This is a genomic window from Serratia proteamaculans (assembly GCF_946227095.1).
GTDB lineage: Bacteria > Pseudomonadota > Gammaproteobacteria > Enterobacterales > Enterobacteriaceae > Serratia > Serratia proteamaculans_E.
The window spans coordinates 1-15,231 of sequence record NZ_CAMISV010000024.1; the positions used below are offsets into that span (position 1 = coordinate 1).

A 15,231-nucleotide genomic window follows, 5' to 3' on the forward strand; every position below is an offset into this window, starting at 1 on the left:
TGAATTCTTCAGTGAACGTTTTGACTGACATAAACACTCCTTCATTAGGCCTCCATTATGAGGCAAAAAAGTGTCTACGAAACCCGGGTCTATTCAGGATGGCTGCGCCCATATCCGTTTGATTTTCTTAATCAAACTCAAAACACACTCAGTATATACTGAAAATAACACTCAAAAGACATTCACATTTTATCGTCGATATGATTAATTATCAGCTATATGTGTGATTCGTGTCCCAGGGGGGCTGCCTGTCTCACAAAATAAGCTGCCTGCATCTGTCTTCAAGCCGGGTGCAGGCAGCAAAAAGATACACGGCCAACACCAGGGGCCATTACAGCATCAGGGACTCATTTCATCATTGTGGCGCGGTTGGCTCACTGTATTTTGCCTGCTGATATTGCCGCACGCTGGCGACCACCACATCCGGTGCCACCACGCCTTCTCGTCCCAAAATCACCGCTTGTGAAGTGCCCTGAGCGACAATTCGCTCGCCAACGCTAAAAGTATGTACCGCATAGAAATAGCGTTCGTCCCAGTGAGTAATAGTCATGCTGACCTGATAACGTTGAAAGGGTCGCAGCGCCTTTTTGTAGTCCATGGTGTGTTGGCTAACGATCGGTGACCAACGTTGTTTTAGCATCAACGCTAGCAAACCGGTGCGAATAAACAGATCGACCCGGTTTAAATCACATACCGTCATATAGCGGCCGTTGTTCATGTGTAAATTGACGTCGATGTCATTCAGCCACACTCGAGTTGTCAGCCGATTAGTAAGAGCTTCCATCGACATCCGGGGTTTCCAGCACGATGAGAGTAAAATCCAGATCAATCGCAGGTACAGGTTCATCGTTATTATCCCACAGAGTTGTCAGACCAGTTAAGGGGCAGACTTTAACTGTGGTCAAACCAGCTGGTTTTGTCAAAATATCGGTGAGGGGAGTCATGTGAGAGGACCCGGAGTCACGCGGGAGGGTAATCCGACGTGATCCGGGAGAGGGTAAGGCGGAGCTGTCGAGAAGGTGACGGCTCCGGCTGGCACCGGGTTTGGCAGCCAGCATCGCCACTATAACGGGGCTGAATTACCCTGCCAGCCACGTCGCTAGCTTCTGCGCAGCGCTTCCCCGGCTTTTTCAACGACGCTGCAAGGCTTGCAGATTACTGCGGGCTGCGCCCGAGGTATCCGTCCCAGTCTTTCCACACCGGCTGTAAACCGGCGTCGCTGATGGCTTGCGCCACCTGCTGTGGGGTACGGCCATCGTGCGGTTCGAACTGTTCAAGTTCAGGGGCGACATCGTCGGCATAACCGCCAGGCTGGGTTTTGGATCCGGCACTGACGCTGTTGATCGCCACCGGGATCATATGATCGCGGAAGAACGGTGATTCACGCGTCGACAAAGACAGCTCTACGTCAGGGGCGAACAGCCGGAAAGCACAGATTAACTGCACCAATTGCGGCTCGCTCATGATCGACGCCGGTTCGATACCGCCGGCACAGGGACGCAGGCGCGGGAACGAGATAGAATAGCGGCTCTGCCAGTAGGTCTGCTGCAGGTAGAACAGGTGTTCGGCCAGCATATAGCAGTCGGTACGCCAACTGTTGGAAAGCCCGATCAGTGCACCAAGGCCGATCTTGTCGATCCCGGCGCGACCCAGGCGATCCGGCGTGGCCAGCCGCCAGTGGAAATCCTGTTTCTGACCGCGCAGATGATGCTGTAGGTAAGTGGCGGGGTGATAGGTTTCCTGATACACCAGCACGCCATCCAACCCCAGCGCTTTCAGCTCGGCGTACTCTTCCTGCTCCAGAGGCTGTACTTCCATCATCAGCGAGCTGAAATGGCGGCGGATCGCTGGAATATGCTGTCGGAAATAGTCCATGCCGACCTTGGTCTGGTGTTCGCCGGTGACCAACAGCAAATGCTCAAAGCCCAGACCCTTAATCGCCAGACACTCGCGTTCGATCTCGTCGGCATCCAGGGTTTTACGCTTGATGCGATTGCTCATCGAAAAACCGCAGTAGGTACAGTCGTTGGCGCACAGGTTGGACAGGTACAGCGGCACGTAGAAGCTGACCACGTTGCCAAAGCGTTGGCGCGTCAACTGCTGCGCACGCTGGGCCAATGGCTCCAGGTAGGGCGCGGCGGCGGGGGAGATCAGCGCCATAAAATCTTCACGCGTCAGTTTTTCCGCATTCAGCGCGTTCTCGACATCACGTGCCGTTTTGCTGTTAATACGCAGCGAGATATCGTCCCAATCCAACTGCTGCCAGCGGCGACTGAAATCATCGGCCATCACAACATCTCCTCGCTCTGGCTGAGAAAAGCGGTCAGTGGGCTGGAGGCTATGGCATTGCGCTGGCTACTGCCCAACCCGGCCTGACGCGCCAGCTCACCGGCTTCCAGCGCCAGACGAAATGCCCGCGCCATCTGCACCGGATCGCGCGCCACGGCGATAGCGGTATTTACTAGTACCGCATCAGCGCCCAGTTCCATAGCCTCTAAGGCATGACTTGGCGCACCGATACCGGCGTCGATCACTACCGGAACCCTGGCCTGCTCGATAATAATCTCAAGGAAGTCGCGGGTGCGCAGCCCACGGTTGGAACCTATAGGCGCACCCAGCGGCATGACCGCGGCACAGCCTGCTTCCTCCAGCCGTTTGCACAACACCGGATCGGCACCGCAGTAAGGCAGCACCACAAACCCTTCTTTTACCAGCGTTTCCGCCGCCTTCAGGGTTTCGATCGGGTCCGGCAGCAGGTATTTCACATCGGGATGGATTTCCAACTTCACCCAGTGGGTGCCAAGTGCTTCACGCGCCAGTCGGGCGGCAAACACCGCTTCTGCGGCGGTCTTCGCACCAGAGGTATTTGGCAACAGGCGTACGCCCAGCTGCTGTAGCGGCGCCAGAATGGCGTCATTACCGCCACGCAGATCAACACGTTTCATCGCCATGGTGACTAACTGCGAGCCTGAGGCCTGCAGGGCATCTAGCATCAGCGTCGGCGTGGCAAATTTGCCGGTGCCGGTAAACAGGCGTGAGGTAAAGGTGGTATCGGCGATTTTCAGCATGTCAGCCTCCGGCGATCGCTTGAAACAACAGGATGTCATCACCGTCTTGCACCAGGTGGTTAGCCCAGTCGGCGCGTGGGATGATGGTTTGGTTGATAGCCAGCGCGGTGCCCGGCTGGTGGCGCTGCAATTGTTCGAGCAGGGCGGTGACGCTCAGGGATTGTGCCAGCTCCAGCGGTTGGTCATTAAGCCGGATCTTCATGCCGTTCCTCCGCACGCCGGGCAGGTGCTCGCCTGACTGAGCTGCAAGGTGCTCCAGCTTTGTTGTTTGCCGTCGAACAATCGCAGTTTGCCGCTGAGTGAAGAAGGCAGGCCCGCCAGCATTTTTATCGCCTCCAGCGCTTGCAGCGTACCAATGACACCGACCACCGGGCCAAGGACGCCAGCGGTGCGGCAATTACGCTGGGGTTCCGTTTGTTCCGGATACAGACAGGCGTAGCAGCCGTGGGCATAGGGAGGTTCTATCACCAGCAACTGACCACTGAAACCTACCGCACTGCCGCTGATCAGCGGTTTACCGGCCTTGATGCAGGCGGCGTTTACCGCATGGCGGGTTTCCATGTTATCGCTACAGTCTAAAATTAGATCGGCGCGTTCAACGGCCTGCTGCAACACCTCCCCCTGCAAACGTTGCTCCAGCGCGATGGATTCCACCATTGGGTTTAGCGCCTGTAATTGACGCTGTGCCAGGGCGGCTTTGCTTTTGGCAACGTCGGTGCTGCGGTACAGGATTTGACGCTGCAGATTGGTGAGGTGCAGCGTATCGTCATCGGCCAGTAGCAAGGTGCCGACGCCGGCAGCCGCCAGATAGAGCGCGGCGGGGGAACCTAATCCCCCCAACCCGACGATCAGCGCCGTCGACTGTTTTAGCTTCTCCTGGCCTTCGGGGCCAATATCCTCCAGCAGCAACTGGCGGCTGTAGCGCAGAAACTCTTGATCGTTCAACATGGCATTACTCCCTGTCTTCGATCAGTTGTAATAGCTGTGCGGTCGCTGCACGCCAGTCCGCAGCCTGGGTAATGGCACTGACCACAGCTACGCTGCCGACACCACATTCCAGTACGGCCGCCACGCGATCGATGCTGATCCCGCCGATCGCCACCGTCGGATAGTCACTTAATCCGGCGAGATGGCGTTTCAACTCCACCAGGCCCTGAGGGGCGGAAGGCATGTCTTTGGTTTGCGTCGGGAAGATATGCCCCAGTGCGATATAGGAAGGTTTCACCGCAATGGCGCGGGCCAGCTCGCTATCATCATGGGTAGAAACCCCCAGACGCAGCCCGGCGCGGTGAATGGCGGCCAGATCGGTGGTATCCAAATCCTCCTGGCCGAGATGCACGCCATAGGCACCGTGTTTAATCGCCAGTTGCCAGTAGTCATTAATGAACAACCGGGCATCGTACTGTTTGCCGAGGGCAATGGCCGCGGCAATATCATCTTCGACTTGTTCATCCGGCAGATCCTTGATACGCAGCTGAATCGTGGTAACGCCTGCCTCCAGTAGGCGGGCAATCCATTCAACGCTGTCGACCACCGGGTATAGCCCCAACTTGTGCGGAGTCGCGGGGAAAGCTGTAGTGATATCAGTCATTGCTCAGTTCCTCTTGCAGGTTGCCGGCGCTGTGGTACAGCTCGCTGCCGCGTGAGCGGAACTCGGCAGACATCTTTTCCATGCCGGTTAGCTGCACTTCTATCGGTTTGGCAGCCTCCTGTGCTGCGGCATAGTCGCGAACTTCCTGTGAAATTTTCATCGAGCAGAATTTTGGCCCGCACATGGAGCAGAAGTGGGCTACCTTGCCGGACTCCTGCGGCAGGGTTTCGTCGTGATAAGCGCGTGCGGTGGCCGGATCGAGCGCCAGGTTGAATTGGTCTTCCCAGCGGAATTCGAAGCGCGCCTTGGACATGGCGTTATCGCGGATCTGCGCGCCAGGGTGTCCTTTGGCCAGATCGGCGGCGTGGGCGGCAATCTTGTAGGTGATCAGCCCCTGTTTGACATCCTCTTTGTTCGGCAGGCCGAGGTGCTCCTTCGGCGTGACGTAACACAGCATGGCGCAGCCGAACCAGCCGATCATCGCGGCCCCAATGCCGGAGGTGAAGTGATCATAACCCGGGGCGATATCGGTGGTCAGCGGGCCAAGAGTATAGAACGGCGCTTCGTGGCAGTGCTCCAGCTCCTCGGTCATGTTGCGTCGGATCATTTGCATCGGTACGTGGCCGGGGCCTTCGATCATCACCTGCACATCATATTCCCAGGCGATTTTGGTCAGTTCTCCCAGGGTGTGCAGTTCGGCGAACTGTGCCTCGTCATTGGCGTCCTGAATCGAGCCCGGACGCAGGCCATCGCCGAGGGACAGAGAGACATCATAGGCGGCGCAAATCTCACAAATTTCACGGAAGTGCTGGTACAAGAAGTTTTCCTGGTGATGCGACAGGCACCACTTGGCCATGATCGAGCCACCGCGAGAGACGATGCCGGTCAGGCGTTTGGCGGTCATCGGCACGTAACGCAACAGTACACCCGCGTGAATGGTGAAATAGTCAACACCTTGCTCTGCCTGCTCCAGCAGCGTATCGCGGAACATTTCCCAGGTGAGGTTTTCCGCTACGCCGTTCACCTTTTCCAGAGCCTGATAGATCGGTACCGTACCAATCGGCACCGGACTGTTACGCAGGATCCATTCGCGGGTTTCGTGAATATAGCGGCCGGTAGAAAGATCCATCACCGTATCCGCGCCCCAGCGAGTAGACCACACCAGTTTCTCGACTTCTTCCTCGATCGAAGAGGTCACCGCCGAATTGCCGATGTTGGCGTTAACCTTCACCAGGAAGTTGCGGCCGATGATCATCGGTTCAGATTCCGGGTGGTTGATATTGGCGGGGATGATGGCGCGGCCAGCGGCCACTTTCTGCCGGACAAATTCCGGCGTGATGTTCTCCGGCAGGTTGGCACCCCAATTTTGGCCTGGATGCTGGTGGCGTAACACTTCGCCGCGGATGCGCTCGCGACCCATGTTTTCGCGGATGGCGATAAACTCCATCTCCGGGGTAATGATACCGGCGCGGGCGTAGTGCAACTGAGTGACGCATTTGCCCGCTTGCGCCTTGCGCGGCAACGGCAGATGTTCAAAACGCAGGTGATCCAGGCCTTCATCGGCCAGGCGCTGCTGGGTAAAACCGGAACTGACGCCCTTGAGGGCTTCGGTGTCACCGCGTTCGGTGATCCAACCCGCGCGTAGCTTCGCCAAACCGGTGTGCACGTTGAGTTCGGATTGAGGATCGCCGTAAGGGCCGGCAGTGTCATACACCGGGATAGCTTCGTTCTGCTCGTACTGCGGGTTGTCCTTCTCGCCGCCGATCAGCGTCGGGCTGAGCTGAATTTCACGCATAGGCACCTGCAGATCGCTACGGGAGCCCTGCAGATAGATACGGTGTGAATTGGGGAAAGAGACGCCTTGCAGGGTGTTGATAAACTGCTGGGCTTCTTCGCGTTGCTCTTTACGGGCACGGGGTTTTTTAACGTTAGACATAGCAAGTTCCTACCAGTGTGTTGGGTTGGGAAAGTTGCTTGTCTGGAGCTCGGAGGGAGTAATGATGCTGGCCGGCAAGGCGGGATTATCCCAAATTGGGTCACCTGCCTGTGGCGATAGATTACTCTTGTTCCCTTCGCGGGTATTAACCCGATCAGGTTCCGCGGATCCCGAATTAACGGTCTCAGCCTGGCCAATTTGATGAACAAATCAGGCGCTAGGCACTCCGACAAGATGCCCTCCAGTATAGGAGGGATAATAAAAAAGACTACAACATTTTAGCGAGCTGGATCCAGCGTCTTGTCAGGCTCAGCCTGTTGCCAGGTTTCGGCCGCCAGTTGGATCAACCTGTCTTCAAGGGTAAAACGAGCCGCCAGCGTTTCGCCGATGTCGGACAACGCCTGATGCAATTCCAGACACAGGTCCTGATCGATATCCACTTCGGTATAGCGATCGTGGAAAGCCATGATCTGCTCGGTATTGGCCCACAGCTTGGGATAGATGTTGACCGCCAGAGACATTTTCGGACTGGATGCGCCTTCCACTTGTTTGATAATTCTGTCATAGATATGAAAATGGCCGGCGGAGAGATAATCCACCAGATTATGGCAAAAGTTCTCCAGCGCTTTTTCATTCAGCGGCGTATGCTTTTCTTTGTTCGGTTTGATGCCCACCAGGGCGCAATAGGCGACCAGCAATTGCTTGCGTGCCTGAAGCCATTGATCTACTAATTCATTACTACCACCAACGCGCTGAGTCAGGCTTTCCAAACGGTTGAGCATGTTTGACTCCGTAAGTAATAAAACGTAACAGTAAGTTATTAAAATGTAACAAGGCCGATTTGTAGAGTGCCAGTGAAGCTGAGGTTGTGCAACAACGATATGGAACTTGCATTAACGGGTAATGAAAATGGCTGGTGGATCGTCAGCCATGAAAGCAAACTTTGGTTACCGAACGGTGAATTACCGTGCGGTTCAGCGGCGTCATTCTCCCTGCAGGGGCGGATGGCTCGCGCTATTGGCGAATGGGAAGGGCTGCCGGTCTGGCTGGTGCGCCAGTCGATGCCGCAGGAGATGGGCTCGGTGCGTCAACTGCTTGAGCTCGATCGCGGGCTGTTCCAGCTCGCCGGGCGTGGCGTACAACTGGCCGATTTTTACCGATCCCACCGCTACTGCGGCTACTGCGGCCATGAGATGCACCTCAGCCGCACCGAAAGTGCCTGCCTGTGCGGTAACTGCCGGGAGCGTTACTACCCGCAGATCGCACCCTGCGTGATTGTTGCCATTCGGCGTGACGATGAGATCCTGCTGGCGCAGCATGTGCGTCACCGCGGCGGTATTCATACCGTGCTGGCCGGTTTTGTTGAGGTCGGCGAAACGCTGGAGCAGGCGGCCGCGCGTGAGGTCATGGAAGAAAGTAATATTGAAATCAAAAACCTGCGTTATGTCACCTCACAACCATGGCCATTCCCGCATTCGCTGATGATGGCCTTTATGGCCGATTACCACCGGGGTGAGATCCGCCACGATCCGAAAGAGCTGCTTAACGCCGGTTGGTACCGCTACGATCAGTTGCCACTGCTACCGCCACCCGGCACCGTAGCGCGTCGCCTGATAGAGGACACCGTAGCCTTATGCCGTGAACAATAAATCGCTACAATACCGGCAGATGAATAAGGGAGCCCCATAATGAATGAGTTGAAGAACGATCGTTACCTGCGCGCATTGTTGCGTCAGCCGGTGGATGTGACCCCTGTATGGATGATGCGCCAGGCCGGTCGTTATTTGCCGGAGTACAAGGCCACTCGCGCCGAGGCCGGTGATTTCATGTCGCTGTGCAAGAACGCAGAGCTGGCTTGTGAGGTCACGCTGCAGCCGCTGCGTCGTTTCCCTCTGGATGCGGCGATCCTGTTCTCCGATATCCTCACCATTCCCGATGCTATGGGGCTGGGCCTGTACTTCGAAGCCGGTGAAGGCCCGCGTTTCTCCTCACCTATCACCAGCCGTGCCGATGTCGACAAGCTGCCGGCGTTCGACCCGGAAGTGGAACTGGGTTATGTGATGAATGCGGTGCGCACCATCCGTCGTGAGCTGAAGGGCGAAGTGCCGCTGATTGGTTTCTCTGGCAGCCCGTGGACACTGGCGACCTACATGGTGGAAGGCGGCAGCAGCAAGGCCTTCACCAAGCTGAAAAAAATGATGTACGCCGAGCCGGCGACGTTGCACCTGCTGCTGGATAAACTGGCAGACAGCGTCATTCTGTATCTTAACGCCCAGATTAAAGCCGGTGCACAGTCGGTGATGGTATTCGATACCTGGGGCGGCGTGCTGACCGGTCGTGACTACCGCGAGTTCTCACTGCACTACATGCATAAGATTGTCGATGGCCTGCTGCGTGAAAACGACGGTCGCCGCGTGCCGGTGACGCTGTTTACCAAAGGTGGCGGTCAGTGGCTGGAGGCGATGGCGGCGACCGGTTGTGACGCGTTAGGCCTCGACTGGACAACCGATATCGCTGATGCACGCCGTCGCGTAGGGGACAAAGTCGCGTTGCAGGGCAATATGGATCCTTCCATGCTGTATGCGTCACCTGAGCGTATCGGCCAGGAAGTGGAAACCATTCTGGCCGGTTTCGGCCACGGCGAAGGGCACGTGTTCAACCTGGGGCATGGTATTCACCTGGACGTGCCGCCGGAGAACGCAGGCGCCTTTGTTGAGGCGGTTCACGCGCAGTCGGGGAAATACCATCGCTAAGGATTGGACGTGATAGATACTCAGGCCCTGCGTGCGGAGCAACTGCTGCGCGCCTCTGAAGTCATTCGCCAGGATGATTTTTTGGTTGATCCACCGGCCTTTATCGCCGGTGCCGACGTGGGTTTTGAGCAGGAAGGGGCGGTGACCCGCGCCGCCATCGCCATCCTGCGCTATCCGTCGCTGGAACTGGTGGAGTTTCAGGTGGCGCGCGTTAGCACCACCATGCCCTATATCCCCGGTTTTTTATCATTCCGTGAATACCCTGCGTTGCTTGCTGCCTGGGAGCAACTGCATCAGAAACCGGATCTGGTTCTGGTCGATGGCCATGGCATCTCGCATCCGCGTCGCTTGGGCGTTGCCAGCCATTTCGGCCTGCTGGTCAACGTACCCACCATCGGCGTAGCCAAAAAGCGTCTGTGCGGTAAATTCGCCGCATTGGATGCAGGCGTAGGTGCACTGGCCGCGCTGGAGGACAAAGGCGAGCAGTTGGGTTGGGTATGGCGCAGCAAGGCGCGCTGCAATCCGTTGTTCATCTCCACCGGCCATCGTGTTGGCGCCGACAGTGCGCTCGCCTGGGTGCAACGTTGCATGGCGGGTTACCGTTTGCCGGAACCGACACGCTGGGCCGATGCCATCGCCTCGCGCCGCCCGGCCTTCCAGCGCTGGTTACAGCAGCATCCAGAGGTGTCGCAATGACCGATTTCGGGTACACTGCGGCGCAGATAACGCGTAAGAGAGTGAATAATGCTACGTAACCCGATTCATTTACGTCTGGAAAAACTTGAGAGCTGGCAACATTTGACCTTTATGGCCAGTTTGTGCGAGCGTATGTATCCGAATTACCAGATGTTCTGCCTGCAAACCGAGTTCGGCGATCCGGCAATTTACCGCCGCATTCTGGATTTGGTGTGGGAAACGCTGGTGGTCAAGGACGCCAAGGTCAACTTTGACAATCAGTTGGAGAAGTTGGAAGAGGCGATCCCCTCGGCAGAAGATTACGATCTTTACGGCGTTTACCCGGCGATTGACGCCTGTATCGCATTAGGGGAACTGATCCATTCGCGACTCAGCGGGGAGACGCTAGAGCACGCCATCGCCATCAGCGAAACGTCAATTCGCACCGTGGCGATGTTGGAAATGACTCAGGCCGGTAAAGAAATGACCGACGATGAGCTCAAAGTTCTGCCTGCGGTAGAGGAAGAATGGGACATTCAATGGGAAATTTTCCGCCTGTTGGCTGACTGCGAAGAGCGTGATTTAGAACTGATCAAAGGGTTGCGTTCTGACCTCCGCGAGGCCGCGGTTAGTAATATCGGGATAAATTTAACGCAATAAGGCAAGAAAACGTGATTTAACGCCTGATTTGTCATGCCTTAAGGCTTCACATCCGCACCCTGTCTGGTCTACATTTGGGGGGCGTAAAAAAAGTGGCTATCGGTGCGTGTATGCAGGGAGTGCTGTACATCGGCATATCCGTCGCACTCGATGCTTTGCAAACGATAAACACACTGTAAGGATAACTTATGAACAAGACTCAACTGATTGATGTAATCGCGGACAAGGCTGACCTTTCCAAAGCACAAGCTAAACTGGCTCTGGAATCCACCCTGGCTGCTATTACTGAGTCTCTGAAAGAAGGTGATGCAGTACAATTGGTTGGTTTCGGTACTTTCAAGGTCAACCACCGCAACGAGCGCACTGGTCGCAACCCGCAGACTGGTAAAGAAATCAAAATCGCAGCTGCTAACGTGCCTGCGTTCGTTTCTGGTAAAGCACTGAAAGACGCAGTTAAGTAATACTGCGTGTTGGTGAAAAGATTAAACAGAGGGGCTATAGCGCCCCTTTTGTTTATCCGACAGGCGCTTATGGTCATCGGCATTGCCGGCGGCCTGAGCGCCTGCAGCAGTCATTCTGATCCCCCTGCCTTTACGGCCAGCGGCTATGTGGCCGACCAGGGCGTTATGCGCCTGTGGCGTAAAGATGACGATCGGCAGCATCCACTGGTGTTGATGAGCGTCTACAGTCCCTACCGTGGTCCGGGTACCGTCACCACGCTGTACGAATATCAAAACGGCAAGCTGCGTCAGATTAAACGCACTGACGCCGATGGCGACCAAGACTCTATTCAATTGCGCTTTGCCGATGACGGTGGAGTGAGCTTTATGCAGCGCCAACTGGCTACGCGGCGTGAACAACTGACCGCCGACGAAATCGCGCTGTATCAATACCAGGCCCGACGAGTGCTGGAACTAAGCAATGCGCTGCGCGCCGGCAAGGTGAAGCTGTTGCAGGGGCGCTGGCAGCAAGGGGTAGTACAAACCTGCGATGGCCAAATGCTGAAGCCGGGGCTGGACAGCAGTGCCGAAGCCTGGATTGCGCGACGAGCCCGCAATAGCAGCCAGCCGGTGAGTATCGCCTGGTTGGATGCGCCGGAAGGGCGTGAATTGCTGTTGGTGGCGAATGATGATTTTTGCCGCTGGGAACCGAAAGAAGACCAGCTATAAAAAAGGCCCCGCATTGCGGAGCCTGGATAGCGTTGCGGTGTTCAGATCATTTGCCGCGTGCAATCGCACGATAGCCAATATCCTTGCGGCAGAAACTACCCGGCCACTGAATACCTTCCGCTAATTGATAGGCGCGTTGTTGCGCTTGCGCCACCGTCTCACCCAATGCAGTTACGCACAACACACGTCCACCGCTGGTGACTACGTCATCGCCTTGCATGCGGGTACCGGCGTGGAACACCTTACCGTCGGCACTTTCCTGCTGCGGCAGACCCTGAATGACTTCACCGTTGTTGTAATCACCCGGATAACCGCCTGCTGCCAGTACCACGCCCAGTGCCGGACGCTCATCCCACTCGGACGTTTTCTCGCCCAGCTTGCCTTCCGCCCCGGCCAGACACAGCTCGATCAGATCAGAACGCAGACGCAGCATGATGGGTTGGGTTTCCGGATCGCCAAAGCGACAGTTGAACTCAATCACCTTTGGCTGGCCGTCGGCGGAGATCATCAGCCCGGCGTACAGGAAACCGACGTAGGTGTTGCCTTCAGCTGCCATGCCGCGCACGGTTGGCCAGATGACCTGATCCATGGCGCGCTGGTGGATTTCATCGGTCACGACCGGTGCAGGGGAGTAAGCCCCCATGCCGCCGGTATTTGGGCCGGTATCACCGTCACCGACGCGTTTGTGATCCTGGCTGGTGGCCATCGGCACTACGTTCTCGCCGTCGACCATCACGATAAAGCTGGCTTCCTCACCTTCAAGGAACTCTTCCACCACGATGCGGTGACCTGCATCGCCAAAGGCGTTGCCGGCCAACATATCCTGCACTGCATCTTCCGCTTCCTGCAATGTCATGGCGACGATCACGCCCTTGCCGGCGGCCAGGCCGTCGGCCTTGATGACGATGGGGGCACCTTTACTGCGCAGATAGGCCAGCGCCGGTTCAACCTCGGTAAAGTTTTGGTACTCGGCGCTTGGGATGTTATGGCGCGCCAGGAAGTCTTTGGTGAAGGCTTTGGAGCCTTCCAATTGGGCGGCCGCCTGGGATGGCCCAAAGATTTTCAGGCCTGCGGCCTGGAAGGCATCCACTACGCCAATCACCAGCGGTGCTTCCGGTCCGACGATGGTGAGACCGATATCATGGCTCTGGGCAAAGGCAAGCAGCGCCGGAATATCGGTAGCGGAGATCGCTACATTCTCCAGATTGCTTTCCAGTGCGGTGCCGGCGTTACCCGGTGCAACGTAGACTTTATCTGCCAACGGCGACTGAGCCGCTTTCCAGGCCAGCGCGTGTTCGCGCCCGCCGTTGCCGATAATTAAAATGTTCATTAGGTGCTCCACGCAGAGCGTGCGCCGGAGCGCACGCGGCAAAAGGATTAATGGCGGAAGTGACGCATGTCGGTGAAGATCATCGCGATGCCGTGCTCGTTGGCGGCGGCAATCACTTCATCATCGCGGATCGAACCACCAGGCTGGATCACACAGCTGATACCTACCGCTGCGGCGGCATCGATACCATCACGGAACGGGAAGAAAGCGTCAGACGCCATGGCGGAGCCTTTGACTTCCAGACCTTCGTCCGCGGCTTTGATCCCGGCGATCTTGGCGGAGTAAACGCGGCTCATCTGGCCGGCGCCTATGCCGATAGTCATGTTGTTACGCGCATAGACGATGGCGTTGGACTTCACGAACTTGGCGACTTTCCAGCAGAACAGCGCATCACGCAGTTCCTGTGCGGTCGGTTGGCGTTCGGATACCACGCGCAGGTCGCCTTCGCTCACCATGCCCAGATCGCGATCCTGTACCAGCAGGCCACCGTTGACACGTTTTAAGTCGAGAGCGGCAATACGTTGCTGCCATTGACCACAGGCCAGTACGCGCACGTTCTGCTTGGCCGCCAGCAGGGAGCGAGCCTCCTGACTGATGCTCGGCGCGATAATCACTTCCACAAACTGACGGCTGATGATGGCCTGTGCGGTGGCGGCGTCCAGTTCGCGGTTGAAGGCGATAATGCCGCCGAAAGCAGAGGTAGGGTCGGTTTGATAGGCGCGCTCATAGGCCGCGAGAATATCATCACCGATCGCTACACCACACGGGTTGGCGTGCTTGACGATCACGCAGGCAGGCTCGGCGAACTCTTTCACACATTCCAGTGCGGCATCGGTATCGGCGATGTTGTTGTAGGACAGCGCTTTACCTTGCAATTGTTCCGCGGTGGCGACAGAGGCTTCCTGAACGTTCTCTTCTATATAGAAGGCAGCTTGCTGGTGGCTGTTCTCACCGTAGCGCATATCTTGCTTCTTTATATAGTTAAGGTTCAGGGTGCGAGGGAAACGGCCGGCAGGTTGATCAGTATCACCGTGGTAGGCCGGAACCAACGCACCGAAGTAGTTGGCGATCATGCTGTCGTAAGCGGCGGTGTGCTCGAAGGCTTTGATGGCCAGATCGAATCGGGTGGTGTATTGCAGCGAACCGTCGTTGTTATCCATCTCGGTAATGATAGCGGCGTAGTCACTGCTCTTCACCACGATGGCAACGTCTTTATGGTTCTTGGCGGCGGAACGCACCATGGTTGGGCCGCCGATGTCGATGTTCTCGACCGCGTCTTCCAGGGAGCAGTTCGGACGCGCCACGGTCTGGGCGAACGGATACAGGTTTACCACCACCATGTCGATTGGCTTGATGTCATGTTGATCCATGATGACATCGTCCTGGCCACGACGGCCCAGAATACCGCCGTGTACTTTGGGGTGCAGGGTCTTTACTCGTCCGTCCATCATTTCCGGGAAGCCGGTGTAGTCGGAAACTTCGGTAACAGGCAGGCCGGCATCTGCCAGCAGGCGGGCAGTGCCACCGGTGGAGAGCAGTTCAACGCCACGCTGGGATAGCGCTTCGGCGAATTCAACGATACCGGCTTTGTCAGAGACGCTGAGCAGGGCCCGGCGGATTGGACGAGGTTGTTGCATGGTTTTATCCCTTGGCTTTGGAGTCGCAATAAAAGAGCGTTACGTGAATTTCCACCTTCTACTCTCTATAAGGAAAGGTTTTTCTCTCTATAAAGGGGGAGTCAGGCAAAGATTCAGGTAACGCCCCCATAAAAAGGGGAGCGTTTCGTCGCGGGGAATTGTAGCGAAAACGTTTGCGTGGCGCTCGTAAATTTTCCGTGGAAATGACTTCTGTGGATAAGTTTGTGTACAACAGGGTATAAGGCGGGGTTTTGCTGTGGAATGCAGCAAACGATCGTTTTTGTCGAAAATACCTATTGCGGCCTGCTGAGAACTCCCTATAATGCGCCTCCATCGACACGGAACATGTGAACAACTTCACAGAGTCTCCGGGGTTCGAAGAGAAAAAATCCTGAAATTTAGGGGTTGACTC

At 56.5% G+C, this 15,231-nt stretch carries 16 protein-coding genes and 1 riboswitch; of the genes, 6 read left to right on the forward strand and 10 right to left on the reverse strand.

The window, feature by feature from the left end:
• Positions 1–355 precede the first annotated feature (355 nt).
• The 8 genes from OC597_RS26265 to rsd form a co-directional block, all read right to left on the reverse strand.
• A complete protein-coding gene (locus OC597_RS26265; protein ID WP_262211125.1) occupies positions 356–790 on the reverse strand; it encodes a thioesterase family protein in 435 nt (144 codons plus the stop codon).
• A 365-nt stretch (positions 791–1,155) separates the two neighbouring features.
• A complete protein-coding gene (gene thiH / locus OC597_RS26270) occupies positions 1,156–2,289 on the reverse strand; it encodes a 2-iminoacetate synthase ThiH (protein ID WP_261257512.1) in 1,134 nt (377 codons plus the stop codon).
• Entirely contained in the window at positions 2,289–3,068 is a 780-nt protein-coding gene (locus tag OC597_RS26275) for a thiazole synthase (protein WP_262211126.1), read from the reverse strand. The genes thiH and OC597_RS26275 overlap by 1 nt, the downstream gene beginning before the upstream one ends.
• 1 nt (position 3,069) lies before the next feature.
• Positions 3,070–3,270, reverse strand: a complete 201-nt coding sequence (gene thiS / locus OC597_RS26280) for a sulfur carrier protein ThiS (RefSeq protein WP_261257515.1) — start codon at positions 3,268–3,270, stop codon at positions 3,070–3,072.
• Entirely contained in the window at positions 3,267–4,016 is a 750-nt protein-coding gene (locus OC597_RS26285) for a HesA/MoeB/ThiF family protein (protein ID WP_261257518.1), read from the reverse strand. Before OC597_RS26285 ends, thiS begins: the two co-directional genes overlap by 4 nt.
• Before the next feature lie 4 nt (positions 4,017–4,020).
• Complete coding sequence (thiE, locus tag OC597_RS26290; protein WP_262211127.1) at positions 4,021–4,659, reverse strand: thiamine phosphate synthase; 639 nt, start codon at positions 4,657–4,659, stop codon at positions 4,021–4,023.
• Positions 4,652–6,595, reverse strand: a complete 1,944-nt coding sequence (gene thiC / locus OC597_RS26295; protein WP_262211128.1) for a phosphomethylpyrimidine synthase ThiC — start codon at positions 6,593–6,595, stop codon at positions 4,652–4,654. Before thiC ends, thiE begins: the two co-directional genes overlap by 8 nt.
• A 114-nt stretch (positions 6,596–6,709) precedes the next feature.
• A riboswitch (TPP riboswitch) is annotated at positions 6,710–6,834 on the reverse strand.
• A gap of 39 nt (positions 6,835–6,873) precedes the next feature.
• Positions 6,874–7,377, reverse strand: coding sequence for a sigma D regulator (gene rsd / locus OC597_RS26300; RefSeq protein ID WP_153858778.1), 504 nt, complete (start codon positions 7,375–7,377; stop codon positions 6,874–6,876).
• A gap of 99 nt (positions 7,378–7,476) precedes the next feature.
• Between rsd and nudC the strand changes: the two genes are divergently transcribed.
• The 6 genes from nudC to OC597_RS26330 all read left to right on the forward strand — a co-directional run bounded on the left by nudC (position 7,477) and on the right by OC597_RS26330 (position 11,852).
• A complete protein-coding gene (gene nudC, locus OC597_RS26305; RefSeq protein ID WP_262211129.1) occupies positions 7,477–8,244 on the forward strand; it encodes an NAD(+) diphosphatase in 768 nt (255 codons plus the stop codon).
• A gap of 39 nt (positions 8,245–8,283) precedes the next feature.
• The gene (gene hemE, locus OC597_RS26310) at positions 8,284–9,348 is read left to right on the forward strand and encodes a uroporphyrinogen decarboxylase (protein ID WP_085118488.1); all 1,065 of its coding nucleotides are present in this window, start codon (positions 8,284–8,286) and stop codon (positions 9,346–9,348) included.
• A gap of 9 nt (positions 9,349–9,357) precedes the next feature.
• Positions 9,358–10,044, forward strand: coding sequence for a deoxyribonuclease V (gene nfi / locus OC597_RS26315; RefSeq protein ID WP_261286033.1), 687 nt, complete (start codon positions 9,358–9,360; stop codon positions 10,042–10,044).
• A 48-nt stretch (positions 10,045–10,092) separates the two neighbouring features.
• The gene (locus OC597_RS26320; RefSeq protein ID WP_062869258.1) at positions 10,093–10,683 is read left to right on the forward strand and encodes a YjaG family protein; all 591 of its coding nucleotides are present in this window, start codon (positions 10,093–10,095) and stop codon (positions 10,681–10,683) included.
• 188 nt (positions 10,684–10,871) lie between these two features.
• The gene (gene hupA, locus OC597_RS26325) at positions 10,872–11,144 is read left to right on the forward strand and encodes a nucleoid-associated protein HU-alpha (RefSeq protein ID WP_012004757.1); all 273 of its coding nucleotides are present in this window, start codon (positions 10,872–10,874) and stop codon (positions 11,142–11,144) included.
• A 69-nt stretch (positions 11,145–11,213) separates the two neighbouring features.
• Entirely contained in the window at positions 11,214–11,852 is a 639-nt protein-coding gene (locus OC597_RS26330) for a DUF1481 domain-containing protein (RefSeq protein ID WP_249265834.1), read from the forward strand.
• Between the two features lie 46 nt (positions 11,853–11,898).
• On the opposite strand, the gene purD is transcribed toward OC597_RS26330, so the two are convergent.
• Both purD and purH read right to left on the reverse strand, forming a co-directional pair.
• Complete coding sequence (purD, locus tag OC597_RS26335) at positions 11,899–13,182, reverse strand: phosphoribosylamine--glycine ligase (RefSeq protein ID WP_085118493.1); 1,284 nt, start codon at positions 13,180–13,182, stop codon at positions 11,899–11,901.
• Positions 13,183–13,229: 47 nt separating this feature from the next.
• Positions 13,230–14,819: a bifunctional phosphoribosylaminoimidazolecarboxamide formyltransferase/IMP cyclohydrolase gene (gene purH, locus OC597_RS26340; protein ID WP_262211130.1), complete on the reverse strand. Its 1,590-nt coding sequence runs from the start codon at positions 14,817–14,819 to the stop codon at positions 13,230–13,232.
• Positions 14,820–15,231 lie beyond the last annotated feature (412 nt).